Origin of the sequence: Pseudomonas sp. JS425 (genome assembly GCF_018223845.1) — a bacterium.
In the GTDB taxonomy this organism is placed as follows: domain Bacteria; phylum Pseudomonadota; class Gammaproteobacteria; order Pseudomonadales; family Pseudomonadaceae; genus Aquipseudomonas; species Aquipseudomonas asiatica.
This window is the reverse complement of record NZ_CP073661.1, coordinates 5579719-5599397: the sequence shown is the minus strand read 5'-3', so window position 1 is coordinate 5599397 and position 19679 is coordinate 5579719. Positions and strand designations below refer to the sequence as shown.

The following is a 19679-nucleotide window of genomic DNA, read 5'->3' as shown; positions in this document are numbered from 1 at the left end:
CTTTGCGGTCCTTTCGCGACACAAGGCCGCTCCCACATCGATCGGCGTACGAAGTGCTGTTGTGGGAGCGGCCTTGTGTCGCGAAAGGGCTGCAAAGCAGCCCCGAAATCTGGAAATCAGTCAGGCTTCTTGTCGACCCACTTCGGCGCCACAGGCGCAACAAAGCTGTCCATCCCGTCCAGCAGCTCATCGGGCTGCTGCCCCAGCAGCAACATCGCCCGATGCTGCGGCCGCACGAAGCCTTCTTCGACGATATGGTCGAGGAACCCGCCCAGCTTCTCGTAGAAACCGTTCACATCCAGCAGCCCCAGCGGCTTGGCGTGATAGCCCAATTGCCCCCAGGTCCATACCTCGAACAACTCCTCCAGCGTACCCAGCCCACCGGGCAGGGCGATAAAGGCGTCGCTCAGTTCGGCCATGCGTGCCTTGCGCGCGTGCATGCCGTCGACCACTTCCAGGCGGCTGAGGCCCTTGTGGCCGATTTCGGCATTCATCAGGCTCTCGGGGATGATTCCGATCACTTCGCCACCGGCCGCCATGGCCGCGTCAGCGACGGTGCCCATCAGGCCAACTGCGCCGCCGCCATAGACCAGGGTCAGGCCGCGACGGGCTATCGCCTGGCCCAGCGCGATGGCCGCTTCACGGTAAGCGGGGTTGGCACCAATGTTGGCGCCGCAGAACACACAAACGGAACGTACGGGCATTGCTCATCTCCGGTCACTCAGGCTGACAGGGTAAGGCCCATGTCCTACAGTTCCAAGGCTGGTTTCACTCCGGTCGGGAGAATTCGCAGATGGCGCCGGTCGCTCCATGGGCGTAGGCCGCCAGCAGGCTGTTCATCAGGCTACCAAGGGTCATTTCGTATTGCTCCTAAATGAGAGGTTGTCCCAGCGTCCAATAAAAGGGCATGATGTGCCCTTGAATTGGTTGTATACAATCCATTGAACAATTCTACTGGCTGGCCTCTTGACAGCCCCTTGACCCATATCAGCAAGGGGCTGAACGGTTTCAGGCAGTCTCGCAATTGATAAAACCCTGCCAAGGAGATTCATGATGTTTGCGAAAGCTGTAGCGGTATCCCTGCTGACCCTCGCCAGCGCTTCTGTCTTCGCAGCCGAGTGCTCGGTGACTGTCGACTCCACCGACCAGATGTCCTACAACACCAAGGAAATCACCGTCGACAAGAGCTGCAAGGAATTCACCGTCAAACTGACCCACTCCGGCAACCTGCCGAAGAACGTCATGGGCCACAACCTGGTGATCAGCAAGACTGCCGACATGCAGGGCATTGCCACCGAAGGCATGAGCCAGGGTCTGGAAAAGGACTACATCAAGGCTGACAACGCCGCGATCATCGCCCACACCAAGATGATTGGTGCTCCTGAGAAGGAGACCGAGGTGAAGTTCGATGCTACCAAGCTGGAAGCCGGTGGCGACTACAGCTTCTTCTGCACCTTCCCGGGCCACATCTCGATGATGAAGGGCAAGGTCGTCGTCAAGTAATCAAAAGCTGACGGTGAACCCTGTGGGAGCGGGTTCATCGGGACGCCGAACCGCCGCGAATGCAATGGTGAGCCCACCGACATATTCGCGGCGGTTCGGCGCCCCGATGAACCCGCTCCCACAGGTCTTTCTACAGCCTGATCAAGGGGCGAACGGCAGTTCGCGCTTGTGCTGGGTCTTGCGGTAGGTAGCGACGATGATATCGAACGCTTCCTGGTCAACCGGCTGCCCATGCAGGAAGGCATCGATCTGCTGGTAGGTCACGCCATGGGAGGCTTCGTCCGGCTTGCCCGGTGCCAGGTCTTCCAGGTCCGCAGTCGGCACCTTCTCCACCAGTGACTCCGGCGCACCGAAGCTGCGCGCAATCGCCCGCACCTGGTTCTTCACCAGCCCGCTCAGCGGCGCCAGATCGCAGGCACCATCACCGAACTTGGTAAAGAAGCCCATCACCGCCTCGGCGGCGTGGTCGGTACCGATCACCAGGCCCGCGCGGGCACCGGCGATGGTGTACTGGGCGACCATGCGGGTACGCGCCTTGACGTTGCCGACCACGAAGTCCACCAGCGTCGGCGAGCCGTTCTTCAACTCCACCACTTCAGCCGCAAGCGCCCGTACTGCCGGGGCGATATCTACGGTGTGCACTTCGTCGGCCTTGATCACTTCCAGGCACGCCTGGGCGTCATGCTCGTCATGCTGGACCTGGTAAGGCAGGCGCACGGCGATGAAGGTGTAGGCCTTGTCGCCGGTTTCGGCGCGCAGCTCGTTGATGGCGCGTTGGGCGAGCAGGGCGGCGGTCAGCGAGTCGACGCCGCCGCTGATGCCCAGCACCAGGGTCTTGAGCCGGGCGTTGGCCAGGCAATCCTTGATGAACGCCACGCGCCGGGCCACTTCGGCCTCGAGCGCGGCGGCGTCGGCGAACGGCGGCTGTACCTTCAGCGCCTGGGCAATCTCTTGCTGAACCGCTTGCATGGGTTACTCCTTGCTGGGGACTTTGAATACATGGCGCATATAGGCGACGAAGTTCTCGTCGCGGCATTGGGTCTTGGCGGCTTCGTCCGAAATCTTCGCTACCGGCGCGCCGTTGCAGTCGGTCATTTTAAGCACGATGCTCATCGGGGCCACACCCGGGATGTCGCAAGTCAGGTTGGTGCCGATGCCAAAGCTGACGTTGATGCGACCGCGCAGGGCTCGGAAGATTTCCAGCGAGCGGGTCAGGTTGAGACCGTCGGAAAACACCAGGGTCTTGGTCATCGGGTCGATACCCAGTTTCTGGTAATGGGCAATGGCTTTTTCCGCCCATGCCACCGGTTCGCCCGAGTCGTGGCGCAGGCCGTCGAACAGCTTGGCGAAGTACAGGTCGAAATCGCCGAGGAAGGCATCCATGGTGATGCAGTCGGTCAGGGCGATACCGAGCAGGCCGCGGTACTCGCGCACCCAGCAGTCCAGCGCGGCGATCTGGCTGTCGATCAGTCGCGGGCCGAGTTGCTGGTGGGCCATGATCCATTCATGAGCCATGGTACCCAGCGGCTTGATATCCAGTTTCCATGCCAGGTCGACGTTGCTGGTACCGACGAAGCGGCCCGGGAAATCGTCGCGCAGCACGCGCACCACTTCTTCCTGCACACGGCTGGAAAAACGCCGGCGGGTGCCGAAGTCGGCCACTTGCAGTTCGGCCAGTTCCTCTTCGTTGGCATGCGCGCGCAGCCAGTCGAACTTGCGGTATAGCTGGTCGCGGGCCTCGGCCAGGCGCATGCGCGGGTGCAGATGGCGGTTGCGCACTTCGCTGATGATCGCCAGCAGCGGCACTTCGAACAGGATCACATGCAGCCACGGGCCTTTCAGGCGCAGGAACAGCTGGTCGTTTTCTATCCCCAGGCGTACGTAGCGCAGGTTGAAGCGGAACAGGCGCAGAAAGCGCAGGAAATCTGGCTTGAGAAAGCTGATGCGTTCGAGAAAGGCCAGCTGGCCGTCATCCAGGGTGAGGTCGCTGAGCAGTTCGAGCTGGTTGCGGATCTCGCCGAGGTAGGGGCGCAGGTCCTCGCCGTTGCGGCAGCGGAATTCCCATTCGACGTCGGCGTCCGGGTAGTTGTGCAGCACGCCCTGCATCATGGTGAGTTTGTAGAAGTCGGTGTCGAGCAGGTTGTGCACGATGCGCTCGGCGAATGCGCTCTCGCTCATCAATGGGGCTCCGGAAGCGGCGAATGGCGGACATTGTGCCAGCCTTTTCGGCCTTGTTGTGTCTGGGCTGGCCTCTTCGCGGGTGAACCCGCTCCCACAGGGCCGCGTATCTGCCAAAACAGAGGTGTTTTTTCGCGCACCAGCTAGCCTTGAAACGGTGCCGCCTGTAGCAGTCGCGCACCAGCTGTGTGCAGTTCGGTGACGTCCGCTGTTACAGGGCGGTTGCACGTAAACACTTGCCAGGGTTGCAATGATGGCACTCGACGGTTGCTCCTTGTCTGTACGTGTGGTGGCGCCTGCCGCCTGGCAGACGGTTGCACGCTCAATAAAGAAAAGGCCGTCGGTCGCCTGCAGGCAACCTGCGCAGTGTGTTTTGCCGGAAGACAAAACCTATGGCACGGCCCTTGCTCTGAGCACAGGGCTGAGAAGTTGTAGTGCCAACCAAAAAAACTCTAGGAGCACCACCTCATGTCGCAGACGTTTTACAAGAAAGGTTTCCTGGCTCTGGCCGTAGCTACGGCACTGGGTGTTTCTTCGTATGTTCAGGCCGACGTCAAGATCGGTGTAGCGGGCCCGATGACTGGGGCTAACGCAGCGTTTGGCGAGCAGTACATGAAAGGTGCGCAGGCAGCGGCCGACAAGATCAACGCCGCCGGTGGCGTGAATGGCGAGAAAATCGTACTGGTCAAGGGCGATGACGCCTGCGAGCCGAAACAGGCCGTGGCCGTGGCCAACCGCCTGGTCGACCAGGACAAGGTGATCGGCGTGGTCGGCCACTTCTGTTCCTCCAACACCATCCCGGCCTCCGAGGTGTATGACGAGGCTGGCGTCATCGCCATCACCCCGGGCTCCACCAACCCACAGGTCACCGAGCGCGGCCTGGGCGCCATGTTCCGCATGTGCGGTCGTGACGACCAGCAGGGCATCGTCGCCGGCGACTACATCGTCGACGTACTCAAGGGCAAGAAAGTCGCGGTGCTGCACGACAAGGACACCTACGGCCAAGGCCTGGCCGACGCGACCAAGGCACAGCTGGAAAAACGCGGCGTCAAGCCGGTGCTGTACGAAGGCCTGACCCGCGGCGAGAAGGACTTCAGTGCCGTGGTCACCAAGATCCGTTCCACCGGTGCCGACGTTGTCTACTTCGGCGGCCTGCACCCGGAAGCCGGCCCGCTGGTACGCCAGCTGCGCGAGCAGGGCCTGAAGGACGTCAAGTTCATGTCCGATGACGGCATCGTCACCGACGAACTGGTGTCCACCGCTGGCGGCGCGCAATACGTCGATGGCGTGTACATGACCTTCGGCGCCGACCCGCGCCTGCTGCCGGACAGCAAGGCGGTGGTGGAGGAGTTCCGCAAGGCCGGTACCGAACCTGAAGGCTACACCCTGTACGCCTACGCCTCGCTGCAGGCCCTGGCTGCCGCGTTCAACGGCGCCAAGTCGAACAAGGGCGAAGACGCTGCCAAGTGGCTCAAGGCCAACCCGGTGAAGACCGTCATGGGCGAGAAAAAGTGGGACTCGAAGGGTGACCTGACCGTGTCCGACTACGTGGTCTACCAGTGGGATGCCCAAGGCAAGTACCACCAGCTGGAAAAACAAAAATAACAACGGCCCACGGCCCGGGCGCGTCAGCCCCCGGGCCAAAGCCCCGCGGTACCTGTCTTTATCCGTAGATCTGCACAGTACTGCGCTGCGAGGGCCGCCTGTTCCAGGCCCGCCGTGGTCGGCGCTCGTGCAATCTCAATCAGGTGAGATTGCGTTATGGATGGTATTTTCCTGCAGCAACTGGTCAACGGCCTGACCCTCGGGTCGGTCTATGGCCTGATCGCCATCGGCTACACAATGGTCTATGGCATCATCGGCATGATCAACTTCGCGCACGGCGAGGTGTACATGATTTCCGCGTACCTCGCGGCGATCAGCCTGGCATTGCTGGCTTATTTCGGTATCGAGTCGTTCCCCCTGTTGATGCTGGGCACCCTGTTGTTCACCATCGTCGTCACCGGCGTGTACGGCTTCACCATCGAACGCATCGCCTACAAACCCCTGCGCAACTCCACCCGCCTGGCACCACTGATCAGTGCCATCGGCATCTCGCTGATCCTGCAGAACTACGCGCAGATCAGCCAGGGCGCCCGCCAGCAAGGTGTGCCAACCCTGCTGGAAGGCGCCTGGCGTGTCGAAGTGGGCACCGGCTTCGTGCAACTTACCTACACCAAGATCTTCATCCTGGTGGCAGCCTTCGTTGGCATGGGCCTGCTCACCTATGTGATCAAGTACACCAAGCTCGGCCGCATGTGCCGTGCTACCCAGCAAGACCGCAAGATGGCCTCGATCCTGGGCATCAACACCGACCGGGTGATTTCCTACGTGTTCGTCATCGGTGCGGTTATGGCTGCCCTGGCCGGCGTGCTGATCACCATGAACTACGGCACCTTCGACTTCTACGCCGGCTTCATCATCGGTATCAAGGCGTTTACCGCCGCGGTGCTCGGCGGTATCGGCTCGCTGCCTGGCGCCATGCTCGGCGGGATCATCCTGGGCATTTCCGAGTCGCTGTTCTCCGGCCTGATCAACTCCGACTACAAGGACGTGTTCAGCTTCTCGCTGCTGGTGATGATCCTTATCTTCCGCCCACAAGGCCTGCTGGGTCGCCCGCTCGTGGCTAAGGTGTGAACATGTCGATTGCCAAAACTGCCTCTGTTCCTGAAACCAAAGGTTTCGATATCAAACGCAGCCTGCTGGAGACCATCGTCGCCGGCCTGCTGGCACTCATCGTGTTTGGCCCTGTCGTTGGCGTGGTGCTCGACGGCTACACCTTCAACGCCGAGCCGCGGCGTGTGGCCTGGCTGGTTGGCGGGGTGATGCTGGGGCGCTTCCTGCTCAGCCTGTACCTGCAGACGGCCGCCGGCACGCGCATGCTCCAGGGCTTCGAAAGCGGTGGCTCGGGCGTGCATGTGCGCGCGCCGAACTACGTATCGCGGCTGCGCTATATCATCCCAGCGCTGGTGGTGATCGCCATCGTCTTCCCGATTTTCGCCAACAAGTACCTGTTGACCGTGGTCATCCTCGGCCTGATCTACGTGCTGCTGGGCCTGGGGCTGAACATCGTGGTCGGCCTGGCCGGCCTTCTCGACCTGGGCTATGTGGCGTTTTATGCCATCGGCGCGTACGGCCTGGCGCTGGGTTACCAGTACCTTGGCCTGGGCTTCTGGAGCGTGCTGCCACTGGCGGCCATAGCTGCGGCGCTGGCGGGGTGCATACTCGGTTTCCCGGTGTTGCGGATGCACGGCGACTACCTGGCGATCGTGACCCTGGGCTTCGGCGAGATTATCCGCCTGGTGCTGAACAACTGGTTGTCGTTCACCGGCGGCCCCAACGGCATGCCGGCACCGGCGCCGACCTTCTTCGGCCTGGAGTTCGGCCGTAGGGCCAAGGACGGTGGGGTACCGATCCACGAGTTCTTCGGCTTCGATTACAACGCCAACCTCAAGTTCGTGTTCATCTACGCGGTGCTGTTCATCGTCGTGCTTGCAGTGCTCTACATCAAGCATCGCCTGACCCGCATGCCGGTCGGCCGTGCCTGGGAAGCGCTACGCGAAGACGAGATCGCCTGCCGCTCGATGGGCCTGAACCACGTACTGGTCAAGCTCTCGGCGTTTACCCTGGGTGCCTCTACCGCCGGCTTGGCCGGGGTGTTCTTTGCCACCTACCAGGGCTTCGTCAACCCGTCGTCGTTCACCTTCTTCGAGTCGGCGCTGATCCTCGCCATCGTCGTGCTCGGTGGTATGGGCTCGACCGTAGGCGTGGTGATCGCCGCCTTCGTGCTGACCGTGGCACCCGAGCTGCTGCGCAGCTTCTCCGAATACCGCGTGCTGCTGTTCGGTGTGTTGATGGTGCTGATGATGATCTGGCGACCGCGTGGGCTGATCCGCATCAGCCGTACCGGTGTGACCCCGCGTAAAGGAGTGGCGCCATGAGCGACGATATCATTCTCTCGGTCGACAACCTGATGATGCAGTTTGGCGGCATCAAGGCGCTCAGCGATGTCAGCCTGAAGGTCCGGCGCAACCAGATCTTCGCTTTGATCGGCCCCAACGGTGCGGGCAAGACCACCGTGTTCAACTGCCTGACCGGGTTCTACAAGGCCAGTGGCGGGCGCATCGAGCTGAACGTGCGCGGTAGCCACACCAACGTCATCCAGCTGCTCGGCGAGCGCTTCCAGGCGGCAGACTTCGTCTCCCCGGCGCGCTTCGCCAACCGCATGTACTACAAGATGTTCGGCGGTACCCACCTGGTCAACCGCGCCGGCCTGGCACGCACCTTCCAGAACATTCGCCTGTTCAAGGAAATGTCGGTGGTGGAGAACCTGCTGGTGGCGCAGCACATGTGGGTCAACCGCAACCTGCTGGCCGGGGTACTCAACACCAAGGCCTACCGCAAGGCCGAGAGCGATGCGCTGGACCACGCGTTCTACTGGCTGGAAGTGGTCGACCTGGTCGATTGCGCCAACCGTCTGGCTGGCGAGTTGTCGTACGGCCAGCAGCGCCGCCTGGAAATCGCCCGGGCGATGTGCACGCGGCCGAAGATCATCTGCCTGGACGAACCGGCGGCTGGCCTGAACCCACAGGAAACCGAGGCCCTCAGCCGCATGATCCGCGTGCTGCGCGACGAGCACGACATTACCGTGGTGCTGATCGAACACGACATGGGCATGGTCATGAGCATTTCCGATCATATCGTGGTGCTCGACCACGGCAACGTGATTGCCGAAGGCGCGCCGCAGGATATCCGCCACAACCCGACGGTGATCGCCGCCTACCTGGGTGCAGATGAAGAGGAACTGGTATGAGTGCACCCATTCTGGAATTGAAGGACCTGGACGTGTTCTACGGCCCTATCCAGGCGCTGAAGAAAGTCTCGATGCACATCAATGAAGGTGAGACGGTCAGCCTGATCGGCGCCAACGGCGCTGGCAAGTCGACCCTGCTGATGTCGATCTTCGGCCAACCGCGGGCGGCGTCGGGGCATATCGTGTACCGCGGCACCGACATCACTCGCAAGTCGTCGCATTACATTGCCTCCAACGGCATCGCCCAGTCGCCGGAAGGGCGCCGGGTGTTCCCCGACATGACGGTCGAGGAGAACCTGATGATGGGTACCATCCCCATCGGTGACAAGCATGCCGACGAAGACATGCAGCGCATGTACGAGCTGTTCCCGCGCTTGAAAGAGCGGCGTAACCAGAGGGCCATGACCATGTCTGGTGGCGAGCAGCAGATGCTGGCAATTGCCCGCGCGCTGATGAGCCGGCCAAAGTTGTTGCTGCTGGACGAGCCATCGCTGGGGCTGGCGCCGATCGTGGTCAAACAAATCTTCTCGACCCTGCGTGAGCTGGCCAAGACCGGCATGACCATCTTCCTGGTTGAGCAGAACGCCAACCATGCGCTGAAACTGTCGGACCGGGCTTATGTGATGGTCAACGGGCAGATTCGCATGAGCGGGACGGGTCAGGAGCTGTTGGTCAACGAAGAAGTGCGCAACGCCTATCTCGGCGGGCATTGAGTTGCTTTCGGGGGCCGCAAAGCGGCCCCCGAAGCCAATGTGGACAACCTTTCAAACACCTCTCCCCAATTACTCCACAACCCCACCACAAACCCTTGTTTCCACAGGATCATTTTTTCCACGGTTAATGTGGAACCGCCTGTGGAAAACATGGTGGCATCTCGCTCAAGCCCTTTGATACCAAGCCCTGCATAGTCATGATCATTTTTTGATCAATTGCACCTTGTGGTTTATTTTCCAAGGTTTTTCAAAGCCCTGCATTCATTCCAGGCGTTGCGAAAAGCCTGTGGATAACCCTGTGAAAAAGCCTTGGACAGACCGCTACAGACGGCATGCTTGAAAGCCTTGCGCCATCACCGAAAAGATATCCACCGACCATAAGTCGCTGAAAGGGTTCCGTACCGTGGACAAGTTGCCCCCAATCCGTGGGGAAAGCCTTGTGGATAACGTGCGCATAGCTGGTGCCGAGCCGTCTGCTGTAAGGGTTTGCCACATATGATCAAAAAATGAACAGTATCCCGGGCGGGTTGCTGCAAGCACGCGGCGCGGGCATGCTGCAAGACTGCCGATGACAATCCACCGTGAGGAACAGAGCATGACGTCCACCGTATTCATCACTGGCGCGACTTCCGGTTTCGGTGAGGCCACTGCCCGCCGTTTTGCCGAAGCTGGTTGGAAGCTGGTGCTCACTGGCCGCCGCAAGGAGCGCCTGGACGCCCTGTGCGCCGAATTGTCGGCCAAGACCGAAGTACACGGCCTGGTGCTCGACGTGCGTGACCGCAAGGCCATGGAGCAGGCCATCGCCAACTTGCCGGCCGGCTTCGACAAGTTGCGCGGCCTGGTCAACAACGCAGGCCTGGCGCTAGGGGTGGACGCGGCGCAGAACTGCAGCCTGGACGACTGGGAAACCATGGTCGATACCAACATCAAGGGCCTGATGTACACCACTCGCCTGCTGCTGCCACGGCTGATCGCCCATGGCCGTGGGGCGTCGATCCTTAACGTAGGTTCCGTGGCGGGCAACTACCCGTACCCAGGCAGCAACGTGTATGGCGGCACCAAGGCCTTCGTCGGCCAGTTCTCGTTGAGCCTGCGCTGCGACCTGCGGGGCACGGGCGTGCGCGTCAGCAATATCGAGCCGGGCCTGTGCGAGAGCGAGTTCTCGCTGGTGCGCTTTGGCGGTGACCAGGCCAAATACGACGCCACCTACGCCGGTGCCGAGCCGATCCAGCCGCAGGACATCGCCGAGACCATCTTCTGGATCCTCAACCAGCCGGCGCATATCAATATCAACAGCCTCGAGCTGATGCCGGTGAGCCAGGACTGGGCAGGGTTCTCGATCGACCGGTCGGTCAAAGGCTGATCCGAGGGCCTCTTCGCGGGTAAACCCGCTCCCACAGGTACTGCACCGGTTTCAGAGCAGGCGCTATCCCTGTGGGAGCGGGTTCACCCGCGAATGCGTCAGCCCAGGCGCTGCAACCCTTCCAGGCAAGTCGCCAAGTGGTAGGGCGTAGTCGAAGGCATATCATGCCGGCTGACACTGCCTTGCCCATCCCGGCACTCATACCAGCCCGCCTCACGCAGGAACCGCGTTTCCAGAGCCTGCAACTGCCCGGCAAGCTTGCTCTCGCCCCCTGTCCGCAACACCAGCGCCCGCAGGTACTCCGCCTGCGCCCAGATCCGCTGGGTGGCGTCGAGCACCTGGCCATCCACATCCAGCATCGCCAGCACAGCGGCATCCTTCACCCCGTATTGCTCGGCGTAGCCGAAAGCCCGGTCGATGGACGCATGCAGCGGCGTATCTCGCAGCAGTGACGAGGTATGCAGGAGGTAGAACCACTCGAACTGGTGCCCCGGCTCGAACCAGTTATCCACAGTGCCGCGTGGCTTTTCCAGCATCAGGCCGTGGGCGGGGTCGATGAAGTGTTCCTGCAGCGCGTCGCACAGGTGCAGCAACGACTGCCGGGCATGCTTGTCGTCACGCACCGCCAGCACCTGCAGGAAGGCTTCGGCCAGGTGCATCTGCGGGTTTTGCAGCGGGCCGCTGCCAAGGTCTGCCCAGTCTTCAGCGAGGCTGGCTTCGTACAGGCCGTCGTCGCGGGCGAACTGCTGGTCGATGATGTCCAGCGCGGCGTTCAGCGTGGACTCCACCAGGTTTTCACGCACCTTGCCCCAGTAGTGCGCACAGGCGAAGACGATGAACGCGTGGGTGTAGAGGTCCTTGCGCCGGTCCAGCGGTTTGCCCTGGGCGTCGATGCTGTAGAACCAGCCGCCGTGTTCGGCGTCGTGGAAGTGCTTCTGCAGCGAGCGGAACAAGGCGGCCGCACGCTCGGCTGCGCCCGGTTGCCCGATGCGGCTGCTGAACAGGTAAAGCTGCCTTGCGCAGGCCATGGCCCGGTAGCGCTGCACCGGCAATGGCTGGTGCTGGGTGTCCAGTGCCTCGTAGGGCAGGGCCATGTCGGCGTTCCAGCCCGGGCCTTGCCACAACGGCACGATGCGTTCGGCGAAGTGCTGGTTGAAGCGGGCCAGTTCGGGCAGGGTGGGGCGGGGGTCGGACATTTCGGCGCTCGTCGCTGTCGGGCAGGGCGCCATGGTAGCAGAACTGGGTTGTGGGTAGCCTGTGCCGGCCTCTTCGCGGGTGAACCCGCTCCCACAGGTATTGCGCTTCCCTCAGGTCCGGTGCCGTACTTGTGGGAGCGGGTTCACCCGCGAAGAGGTCAGTACAGGCTACCGATCAGCTCGGGTTGCCAAGCCCCTGCCAATGCCGCGCCCCTACGAAGATGAAGCGCAACTGCTGGGTGATCTTTTCCTGCGGCGTCAACGCCTGTGGATAACCCGCTTCGGGGCTGTCGATAAGCTCGGGCAGGGTGGCGAACACGGTCTTCACCACCAGGTCGGCCATCACCGCCAGCGCGGCGCTGTCCAGGTGCTGCCAGCGCTTCATCCGCGCCAGGTCGGTGGCCAGGTCGTCGCTGATGTCCTGTCGCAGGCGGGCGATGGCCTGGCGTACGGCCTGTGAACCGCCGTACTGCTCACGGGCGAGGAACAGGAACTGCGCACGGTGGGCGGCGACCACGTCAAGGAAGATGCGCACCGAGGCGTCGGTGATGCCGCCCAGTTCGAATTCGTTGTGGCGCACCAGGCGGATGGTCTGGCGGAAGGTGGTGTCGACCTCGGCAACCAGGGCCAGGCCCAAGGCGTCCATGTCGGAAAAATGCCGGTAAAAACCGGTGGGTACGATGCCGGCCGTCTTTGCCACTTCGCGCAGGCTGATACTGCCGAAACCACGGCCACTCTCCATGAGCTGGCAGGCAGCATCGAGCAGGGCCTGGCGGGTCTGTAGCTTCTGTTCGGCGCGCGGCAGCATGGTGCGGGCTTCTATGGCGGTAAGGCTGGGCACTCTAGTTAAAAAAACAAAGCCCGGTCAATGGACCGGGCCTGGAGGGGAGCTGGCGTTGTGACATAGGTTGTTCTTTTCGGTCATGGCGATCAGCTCACACGGCTGATTTCAACCAGGCGATCGGAACCACCCTCGGCAACACGGCCAGTACGTTCGATCAGGCGATCGGAGCCACCCTCGGCAACGCGGCCAGAACGTTCGATCAGGCGATCGGAACCACCCTCGGCAACGCGGCCAGAACGTTCGATCAGGCGATCGGAACCACCCTCGGCGACGCGGCCAGAACGTTCGATCAGGCGATCGGAACCACCCTCGGCGACGCGGCCAGTACGTTCGATCAGGCGATCGGAACCACCCTCGGCAACGCGGCCAGTACGTTCGATCAGGCGATCGGAACCACCCTCGGCGACGCGGCCAGTACGTTCGATCAGGCGATCGGAGCCACCTTCGGCAACGCGGGCACTACGTTCGATCAGGCGATCAGCACCACCTTCAGCAACGGTCTTCAGCGGCTGGGCGATTTCAGCAGCGCTGGAGCGCGATTCGGCGGTCAGGTGTTGCTCGTCGGCTGGCAGGGCAAAAGCGTTGGCAGCCAGGATGGACAGGGTCAGGGTCAGCAGATGGCGTTTCATGATTTCGGTGCTCCTCTCGGGGGCTGGAAAGTGGGTACGGAGCCAATGCTACGCCGCGTAACGCCAGAGAGAAGTTCATACGGGTAATGGTAACAATCGACCGTATTGATAGAGATTTGAAACTGCTCTAGACAGCACTTTACAGGCCGTTAGGTGGCAATTTGATGGCGCTTTTGCAGGTAACACGCACGGTCTGGCGCGACGATTTGCTGAGCAAAAGGCCAGGAAAAACTTCGCTATCATGGCGCCATCGATAAAACCCCACGGGTTTTCATCAGTCCGAGATATTGAGTGCCACCGCTGCACCTGTTCTGTGCCATACCGCAAGGAGAATCACGCAATGACGCGTCCCGCCAGAATCCTCGTCTGGACCTTCACCAGCCTGCTGACCCTGCTGGCGATCCTGGTGGTGGTGATTGCCACCTTCGACTGGAACCGCGTCAAGCCCCTGCTCAACGAGAAAGTCTCCGAGGCCCTGCAGCGGCCCTTCGCGATCAATGGCAACCTTGCCGTGGACTGGCGCACCGAACCAGAAGAGGGGGGCTGGCGTGCCTGGGTGCCCTGGCCGCACTTCATTGCCGAAGACCTGACCCTGGGCAACCCCGAGTGGCTCAAGGAACCGAAGATGGTCGGCCTGGAGCGCGTGGCGTTCCGCCTGGCGCCGCTGCCGCTGCTGTTCCAGCAGATCAGCATCCCGCGCATCGACCTGACCAAGCCCACAGCCAGCCTCACCCGCCTGGCCGATGGCCGCGCCAACTGGGCCTTCGACTTCGGCCCCAAGGATGAAAACGCAGAGCCTTCCAAATGGCAGCTGGACATTGGCGCCATCGGCTTCGACCAGGGCAATGTCAGCTTCGATGACCAAACCCTGAAAACCAGCATGAAGGTGCAGATCGACCCGCTGGGCAAGCCTGTCCCGTTCAGCGACATCGTCGGCAAGGCTAGCGCCGAGAAGGTCGGTGCCGCGCAGGACTATGCCTTCGGGCTCAAGGCCCAGGGCCGCTACAAAGGCCAGTTGGTGTCCGGTACCGGCAAGATCGGCGGCCTGCTGGCCCTGCAGGACGCCAGCCAGCCGTTCCCGCTGCAGGCTGACGTGCGCATCGCCGACACCCATGTGGTGCTTGCCGGCACCCTGACCGACCCGCGCAACCTCGGCGCCCTCGACCTGCGCCTGCGCCTGTCCGGGGCCAGCCTGGGCAACCTCTACCCGTTGACCGGCGTAACCTTGCCCGACACCCCGGCCTATTCCACCGACGGCCACCTCAGCGCCAACCTCCACGCGGCGCAGGGTGCGACCTTCAATTACCAGGGTTTCAACGGCAAGATCGGTGACAGCGATATCCATGGCGACCTGGACTTCGTTGCCAGCCAGCCACGGCCCAAGCTGTCCGGCAACCTGGTGTCCAACCAGTTGTTGTTCAAGGACCTGGCACCGCTGATCGGTGCCGACTCCAACGCCGAGCAGAAAGCCCGCGGTGGTGCCAGCAAGCAGCCGGAGGGCAAGGTGCTGCCAGTGGAAGAGTTCCGCACCGAGCGCTGGCGCGCGATGGACGCCGACGTCACCTTCGCTGGCAAGCGCATCGTGCACAGCGCGCAACTGCCGTTCAACGACCTGTCGGCCCACGTGATCCTGGAGGACGGCCTGCTGCGCCTGGAGCCCCTGCGTTTTGGCGTGGCTGGCGGCAACCTGGCTTCCAGGATTCGCCTGGATGGCCGCAACGTACCGTTGCAGGGGCGTGCCCGGCTGACGGCGCGGGGCTTCAAGCTCAAGCAGTTGTTCCCCTCCTTTGCGCCGATGCAGACCAGCTTCGGTGAGTTGAATGGCGATGCCGATATCACTGGCCGGGGCAACTCGGTGGCCGCCTTGCTGGGCACGGCCAATGGCGACCTGCGCATGCTGATCAACGATGGTGCCATCAGCCGCAGCCTGATGGAGATTGCCGGGTTGAACGTGGGCAACTATGTGGTCGGCAAGCTGTTTGGCGATGAGGATGTGAAGATCAACTGCGCAGCGGCTGACGTGGGTATCAAGGATGGCCTGGCGACCACGCGCCTGTTCATCTTCGATACCGAGAACGCGATCATCTACATCAACGGCACGGCCAATTTCGCCACGGAGCAGCTGGACCTGAAAATTACCCCCGAATCGAAAGGGTTGCGGCTGTTCTCGCTGCGCTCGCCGCTGTATGTGCGCGGGCCGTTCGCCAAGCCCAGTGCCGGGGTGCAGGCGGTGCCGCTGGCATTACGCGGAGCGGGAATGGTGGCATTGGGCGTGGTTGCCGGGCCGGCGGCGGGGTTGCTGGCGCTGATTGCGCCTAGCAGCGGGGATGATCCCAACCAGTGCACGCCGCTGTTGCAGCAGATGAAGGCGGGCAAGGCGCCGGCGGTGGTGAAAGAGCGGAAATAGCAGGGGGCCGCTTCGCGGCCCATCGCGACACAAGGCCGCTCCCACAGGTATTTCACAGCCCTAAAGACTTGTGGAATACCCGTGGGAGCGGCCTTGTGTCGCGAAAGGGGCGCAAAGCGCCCCCAAGAATCACAAGCCTTGCAACAGGTCGGACATATCGTCCGCGTGCTCTTCTTCCTGCGCGAGGATGTCTTCAAAAATCCGCCGCGTAGTCGGATCTTTATCCCCGATGTACCGAATGATCTCGCGATAGCTATCGATGGCGATACGCTCCGCCACCAGGTCTTCCAGCACCATCTCTTTCAATGAAGTGCCCGCCACATATTGGGCATGGGACCGCTTGCTCAGGTTGTCCGGGTTGAAATCCGGCTCTCCACCCAACTGCACGATCCGTTCGGCAAGCTTGTCGGCGTGCTCGGCTTCCTGGTTGGCATGCTCGAGGAATTCATCGGCAGCCACGCTGGCCTTGATGCCGCTGGCCATGAAGTAGTGACGCTTGTAGCGCAGCACGCAGACCAGTTCGGTGGCCAGTGAATCATTGAGCAGGCGCAGGATCTGTTGGCGATCAGCATCGTAACCCTCGGTCACCGCACCTTGCTCGACATGCTGACGGGCACGTTCGCGCAGGGTTTGTACATCGGTCAGTTCATTCGCATTCATGTTCATCTCCTGGAACATCAGGGTGGTCATGGATATGGCCTGGAAGGCTTAGGCGCCGTGGACGGCGTCGCTGTCTTCTTCGCGTTGTTTGCAAGTCTTGAAGCCCTTGGCGTCGACATGGCCGGTGGCGTCGAAGCGCACGTAGTAGGGCTGCTGGTGGCCATCGTGGTTGAGGATGTAGTCGTTGCAGGTGCCACCATGGGGGAGGTCGATGACGTTGGACGGGCTGCCGCCGATGGCGATGACTTTCTGCATGGTCATGCCTTTTTCCACCTGCTTGACCAGCGGTTCGTCGCGGTAGGTGACGTAATCCACCGGGTTTTCCGGGCGGCTGCCGCAGGCGACGAGGGTGGCACTTGCCAGAAGGATTGCCAGGGTCTGCTTGTACATGGTCCCGCTCCTTGCAAAGGGTCTGTGTGGTTTGGAACCGCAGCGCGCGGCGGGAGTTCGATTGCGATGGTCATCAAGGCCGCTGTAGTGTTGGCCGGTCGTCCACGGAAAGGGGCTGGGGCAATGCAGCAGGAATTGGCCACGCGATACCCGTTGGTGCTGGTGCCGGGCATGCTCGGTTTTGTCCGGGTAGTGCTCTACCCCTACTGGTTCGGCATCGTGCCGGCCCTGCGCCAGGGCGGGGCGCAGGTGTTCCCGGTGCAGGTTTCGCCACTGCATTCCAGCGAGGTGCGCGGCGAGCAGTTGCTGGCGATCATCGAAGACATCTGCCTGCGTACCGGAGCGGAAAAGGTCAACCTCATCGGCCACAGCCAGGGCGCCCTGAGCGCGCGCTACGCGGCTGCCAGGCGGCCTGGGCGGGTGGCTTCGGTCACTTCGGTGGCGGGGCCCAACCATGGCTCGGAACTGGCCGACTACCTGGAACGCACGGCACCGGGCGATTCTCCGCAGGGGCGCATCCTGAAGGCCGTGCTGCATGGCTTGGCCGTGCTGCTGGTGTGGCTGGAAACCGGCTGGCGCCGTGACCCGTTGCCGGTGGATGTACACGCCTCGCACCAGTCACTGACCAGTGCAGGTGTGGCGCTGTTCAACCAGGCTTATCCACAGGGGTTGCCAGGCACCTGGGGCGGGGAAGGGGCCTATGAGGTCGATGGCGTGCGTTATTACTCCTGGTCCGGCACCTTGCAGTCCGGCCTGACCGACCAGCGGCGCAACCGTTTCGACGGCAGCAGCCACTTCTGCCGCCTGTTCGCGCGCAGTTTCGTCAAGGAAAAGGGCTATTGCGACGGAATGGTCGGGCGCTTCAGTTCGCACCTGGGGCAGGTGATCGGCGACGATTACCCGCTCGACCACCTGGATATCGTCAACCAGTCGCTTGGTGCGGTGGGCAAGGGTGCCGAACCGGTGCGGCTGTTCACCGAACATGCCGCCCGGCTCAAGGCGGCAGGGCTCTAGCGACGGATCGGTGTGGTCCAGCGCTCGGCCAGCACCACGCCCGCCAGGGTCAGCAGGCCGCCGACCAGGTGATAGCGGGCCAGCTGCTCGTCGAGCACCACGGCGGCGATCAGTGCCGTGACCAGCGGCAGCAGGTTGAAGAACAGCGTGGTGCGGCTGGGCCCCAGGCGGTGCACTGCCTGCATCCACACCAGTGGCGCGATCATCGAGGCCAGCACGCAGGCGTACAGCACCAGGCCGACGTTGCGGCTGTTCAGGCCAGTCTTGTCCGACAGCAGGAACAGCGGCAGCAACACGACGATGGCTACCAGCACCTGCAGGTACAGCAGCTGCATCGGCGGCAGGCGCATCTGCCATTTCTTCAGCAGGAAGCTGTATAGCGCATAGGCCAGTGTGGCCACCAGCATCAGCAGGTCGCCGCTGTTCAGGCCTTGTTGTAGCAGGCTGGCGGGGTGGCCGGCGCTGACCACTTCAAGCACGCCGAAAAATGACACCAGCGCGCCCAGCAGGGCACCGTAGCTCAGGCGCTGGCCCAGCCAGGCGATGGACAATGCCAGTGACATCAGTGGCATCAGCGAAAGGATGATGCCCATGTTGGTGGCGCTGGTGATGCCGGCGGCAAAGTAGGCCAGGCTCTGGTACAGCGCCATGCCCAGCACGCCCAGCACGAAAACCTTGCCCAGGTGCGGGCGAATGGCCGCGCGATTGCGCCACACGGCGGGCAGCAGGAACGGGGTGAACAACAGCGCGGCCAGCAGCCAGCGGTAGAAGCCGATCTCGGCGGGGTGGATGGCGCCGGCGGACATCTTGGTGACCACGGTGTTGCCGGCCCATATCAGGATGGCGGTCAGGGGGAACAGATAGTTCATGTAGCAGGTTACTCGTTGAGGCTTGGATTGGGGCTGCTTTGCAGCCCTTCGCGGGCTTGCCCGCATATCACAGGCCTGAAAGCTGGCGCAGATCCTGTGGGAGCGGGCGAGCCCGCGAAGGCCTTCGGAGCAGGCCCTCGATAGGCCTGTATTATCGATTGTCTGTTCACAAGCCTATACTCCTATCCAGACAACCCACCCCGCAAAGCAGACAGCATGCCGCGCAAATACCTCGACATTCCCCAGTTCACCCGGCTCCCGGCCGCGGTGTACTTCCGCCACGACGAGTTCGGTGCCGACACCCGCAGCGCCCTGCATCGCCACGCCTGGGGCCAGCTCAACTACACCGCCCACGGCGTGATGCACCTGGAGGTAGCTGGGCAGCACTTCCTGTCGCCGCCGCAATACGCCGTGTGGGTGCCGCCCGACACCGAGCATGGCTGCTACAACCCGCAGGCCATTGTCTACCGTTCGGTCTACCTGGACCGCAGCCTGTGCGCCGCACTGCCGCAGCAACCGTGCAGCCTGATGATCAGCGACATCCTCAAGGCCATCCTCGCCGACTTCGCCCGGCGCGACCTGCGGGTGGCTGAGGGCGAGCGCGACCAGCGCCTGGCGCAGGTGCTGCTCGACCAGCTGCTGCTGGCGCCCACCCAGGCCTGCTACCTGCCGTTTGCCCACAGCGAGGGCTTGCGCCAGGTGCTCGATGCCCTTGGTGCCGAGCCGGGCGACAACCGCCCGCTGGGCGAATGGGCCGCCCAGATTCATGTCAGCGAACGTACTTTGGCCCGGCAGTTCCTGCGCGAGCTGGGCATCAGTTTTGGTGAATGGCGGCTGCGCCTGCGCTTTTTGCGCGCCATCGAGGCGCTTGAAGCCGGCCAGCCGATCCAGGCCATCGCCTTCGACCTCGGCTACAGCAGCGCCTCGGCGTTCATCGCCATGTTCCAGCGCCAGGCCCAGTGCACGCCCGAGCAATACCGTCGCCAGGCACGGGCAGGGCGTTGAGAATTCTTGGCTACACTCAGCTCGATCCCCGTGCATCGGGCGCGGAGCCAAGGAGA

General features: G+C 62.6%; 19 protein-coding genes. 10 read left to right on the top strand and 9 right to left on the bottom strand.

Annotated features, from left to right (window positions below):
- Nucleotides 1-116 precede the first annotated feature (116 nt).
- On the bottom strand, nt 117-704 hold the full coding sequence (locus KDB76_RS25785; protein ID WP_038410169.1) for a TIGR00730 family Rossman fold protein: 588 nt from the start codon (nt 702-704) through the stop codon (nt 117-119).
- Nucleotides 705-1053: 349 nt separating this feature from the next.
- On the opposite strand from KDB76_RS25785, the gene azu reads away from it, so the two are divergent.
- On the top strand, nt 1054-1503 hold the full coding sequence (gene azu, locus KDB76_RS25780) for an azurin (RefSeq protein WP_015271990.1): 450 nt from the start codon (nt 1054-1056) through the stop codon (nt 1501-1503).
- A 141-nt stretch (nt 1504-1644) separates the two neighbouring features.
- Here the strand turns inward: azu and nadE are convergent, their stop codons facing one another.
- Together nadE and pncB are read right to left on the bottom strand one after the other, a co-directional pair.
- Nucleotides 1645-2472, bottom strand: a complete 828-nt coding sequence (gene nadE / locus KDB76_RS25775) for an ammonia-dependent NAD(+) synthetase (RefSeq protein ID WP_013974414.1) — start codon at nt 2470-2472, stop codon at nt 1645-1647.
- Between the two features lie 3 nt (nt 2473-2475).
- On the bottom strand, nt 2476-3681 hold the full coding sequence (gene pncB / locus KDB76_RS25770; protein ID WP_013974413.1) for a nicotinate phosphoribosyltransferase: 1206 nt from the start codon (nt 3679-3681) through the stop codon (nt 2476-2478).
- Nucleotides 3682-4149: 468 nt separating this feature from the next.
- On the opposite strand from pncB, the gene KDB76_RS25765 reads away from it, so the two are divergent.
- The 6 genes from KDB76_RS25765 (at nt 4150) to KDB76_RS25740 (ending at nt 10609) form a co-directional block, all read left to right on the top strand.
- Nucleotides 4150-5286 carry a branched-chain amino acid ABC transporter substrate-binding protein gene (locus tag KDB76_RS25765; RefSeq protein ID WP_013974412.1) on the top strand — a complete coding sequence of 379 codons (1137 nt, stop codon included), beginning with the start codon at nt 4150-4152 and terminating at the stop codon, nt 5284-5286.
- 156 nt (nt 5287-5442) lie between these two features.
- Nucleotides 5443-6357 (top strand): branched-chain amino acid ABC transporter permease, encoded by a 915-nt coding sequence (locus KDB76_RS25760; protein WP_013974411.1) that lies wholly within the window; start codon nt 5443-5445, stop codon nt 6355-6357.
- 2 nt (nt 6358-6359) lie between these two features.
- Nucleotides 6360-7661, top strand: a complete 1302-nt coding sequence (livM, locus tag KDB76_RS25755) for a high-affinity branched-chain amino acid ABC transporter permease LivM (RefSeq protein ID WP_049870832.1) — start codon at nt 6360-6362, stop codon at nt 7659-7661.
- Nucleotides 7658-8533 (top strand): ATP-binding cassette domain-containing protein, encoded by an 876-nt coding sequence (locus tag KDB76_RS25750; protein WP_010955466.1) that lies wholly within the window; start codon nt 7658-7660, stop codon nt 8531-8533. The genes livM and KDB76_RS25750 overlap by 4 nt, the downstream gene beginning before the upstream one ends.
- Complete coding sequence (locus KDB76_RS25745) at nt 8530-9246, top strand: ABC transporter ATP-binding protein (protein ID WP_015271986.1); 717 nt, start codon at nt 8530-8532, stop codon at nt 9244-9246. The genes KDB76_RS25750 and KDB76_RS25745 overlap by 4 nt, the downstream gene beginning before the upstream one ends.
- 595 nt (nt 9247-9841) lie before the next feature.
- Entirely contained in the window at nt 9842-10609 is a 768-nt protein-coding gene (locus KDB76_RS25740; RefSeq protein WP_013974408.1) for an SDR family oxidoreductase, read from the top strand.
- A 98-nt stretch (nt 10610-10707) separates the two neighbouring features.
- On the opposite strand, the gene KDB76_RS25735 is transcribed toward KDB76_RS25740, so the two are convergent.
- The 3 genes from KDB76_RS25735 to KDB76_RS25725 form a co-directional block, all read right to left on the bottom strand.
- A complete protein-coding gene (locus KDB76_RS25735) occupies nt 10708-11805 on the bottom strand; it encodes an AGE family epimerase/isomerase (protein WP_038410168.1) in 1098 nt (365 codons plus the stop codon).
- A gap of 175 nt (nt 11806-11980) precedes the next feature.
- Nucleotides 11981-12613: a TetR family transcriptional regulator gene (locus KDB76_RS25730; protein ID WP_023662510.1), complete on the bottom strand. Its 633-nt coding sequence runs from the start codon at nt 12611-12613 to the stop codon at nt 11981-11983.
- A 122-nt stretch (nt 12614-12735) separates the two neighbouring features.
- Nucleotides 12736-13278, bottom strand: a complete 543-nt coding sequence (locus tag KDB76_RS25725; RefSeq protein ID WP_038410167.1) for a hypothetical protein — start codon at nt 13276-13278, stop codon at nt 12736-12738.
- Nucleotides 13279-13618: 340 nt separating this feature from the next.
- Here KDB76_RS25725 and KDB76_RS25720 point away from each other — a divergent pair, with 340 nt between their 5' ends.
- Nucleotides 13619-15685, top strand: coding sequence for an AsmA family protein (locus tag KDB76_RS25720; protein ID WP_038410166.1), 2067 nt, complete (start codon nt 13619-13621; stop codon nt 15683-15685).
- A 129-nt stretch (nt 15686-15814) separates the two neighbouring features.
- Here the strand turns inward: KDB76_RS25720 and KDB76_RS25715 are convergent, their stop codons facing one another.
- On the bottom strand, nt 15815-16345 hold the full coding sequence (locus KDB76_RS25715; protein ID WP_015271981.1) for a ferritin-like domain-containing protein: 531 nt from the start codon (nt 16343-16345) through the stop codon (nt 15815-15817).
- Nucleotides 16346-16393: 48 nt separating this feature from the next.
- Complete coding sequence (gene osmE, locus KDB76_RS25710) at nt 16394-16735, bottom strand: osmotically-inducible lipoprotein OsmE (protein ID WP_003258245.1); 342 nt, start codon at nt 16733-16735, stop codon at nt 16394-16396.
- Between the two features lie 123 nt (nt 16736-16858).
- Between osmE and KDB76_RS25705 the strand changes: the two genes are divergently transcribed.
- Nucleotides 16859-17749: a triacylglycerol lipase gene (locus KDB76_RS25705; RefSeq protein ID WP_013974402.1), complete on the top strand. Its 891-nt coding sequence runs from the start codon at nt 16859-16861 to the stop codon at nt 17747-17749.
- Here KDB76_RS25705 and KDB76_RS25700 read toward each other — a convergent pair.
- Nucleotides 17746-18618 (bottom strand): DMT family transporter, encoded by an 873-nt coding sequence (locus KDB76_RS25700; RefSeq protein WP_013974401.1) that lies wholly within the window; start codon nt 18616-18618, stop codon nt 17746-17748. The genes KDB76_RS25705 and KDB76_RS25700 overlap by 4 nt on opposite strands.
- Nucleotides 18619-18834: 216 nt before the next feature.
- Between KDB76_RS25700 and KDB76_RS25695 the strand changes: the two genes are divergently transcribed.
- Nucleotides 18835-19623, top strand: a complete 789-nt coding sequence (locus tag KDB76_RS25695; RefSeq protein ID WP_013974400.1) for a helix-turn-helix transcriptional regulator — start codon at nt 18835-18837, stop codon at nt 19621-19623.
- Nucleotides 19624-19679 lie beyond the last annotated feature (56 nt).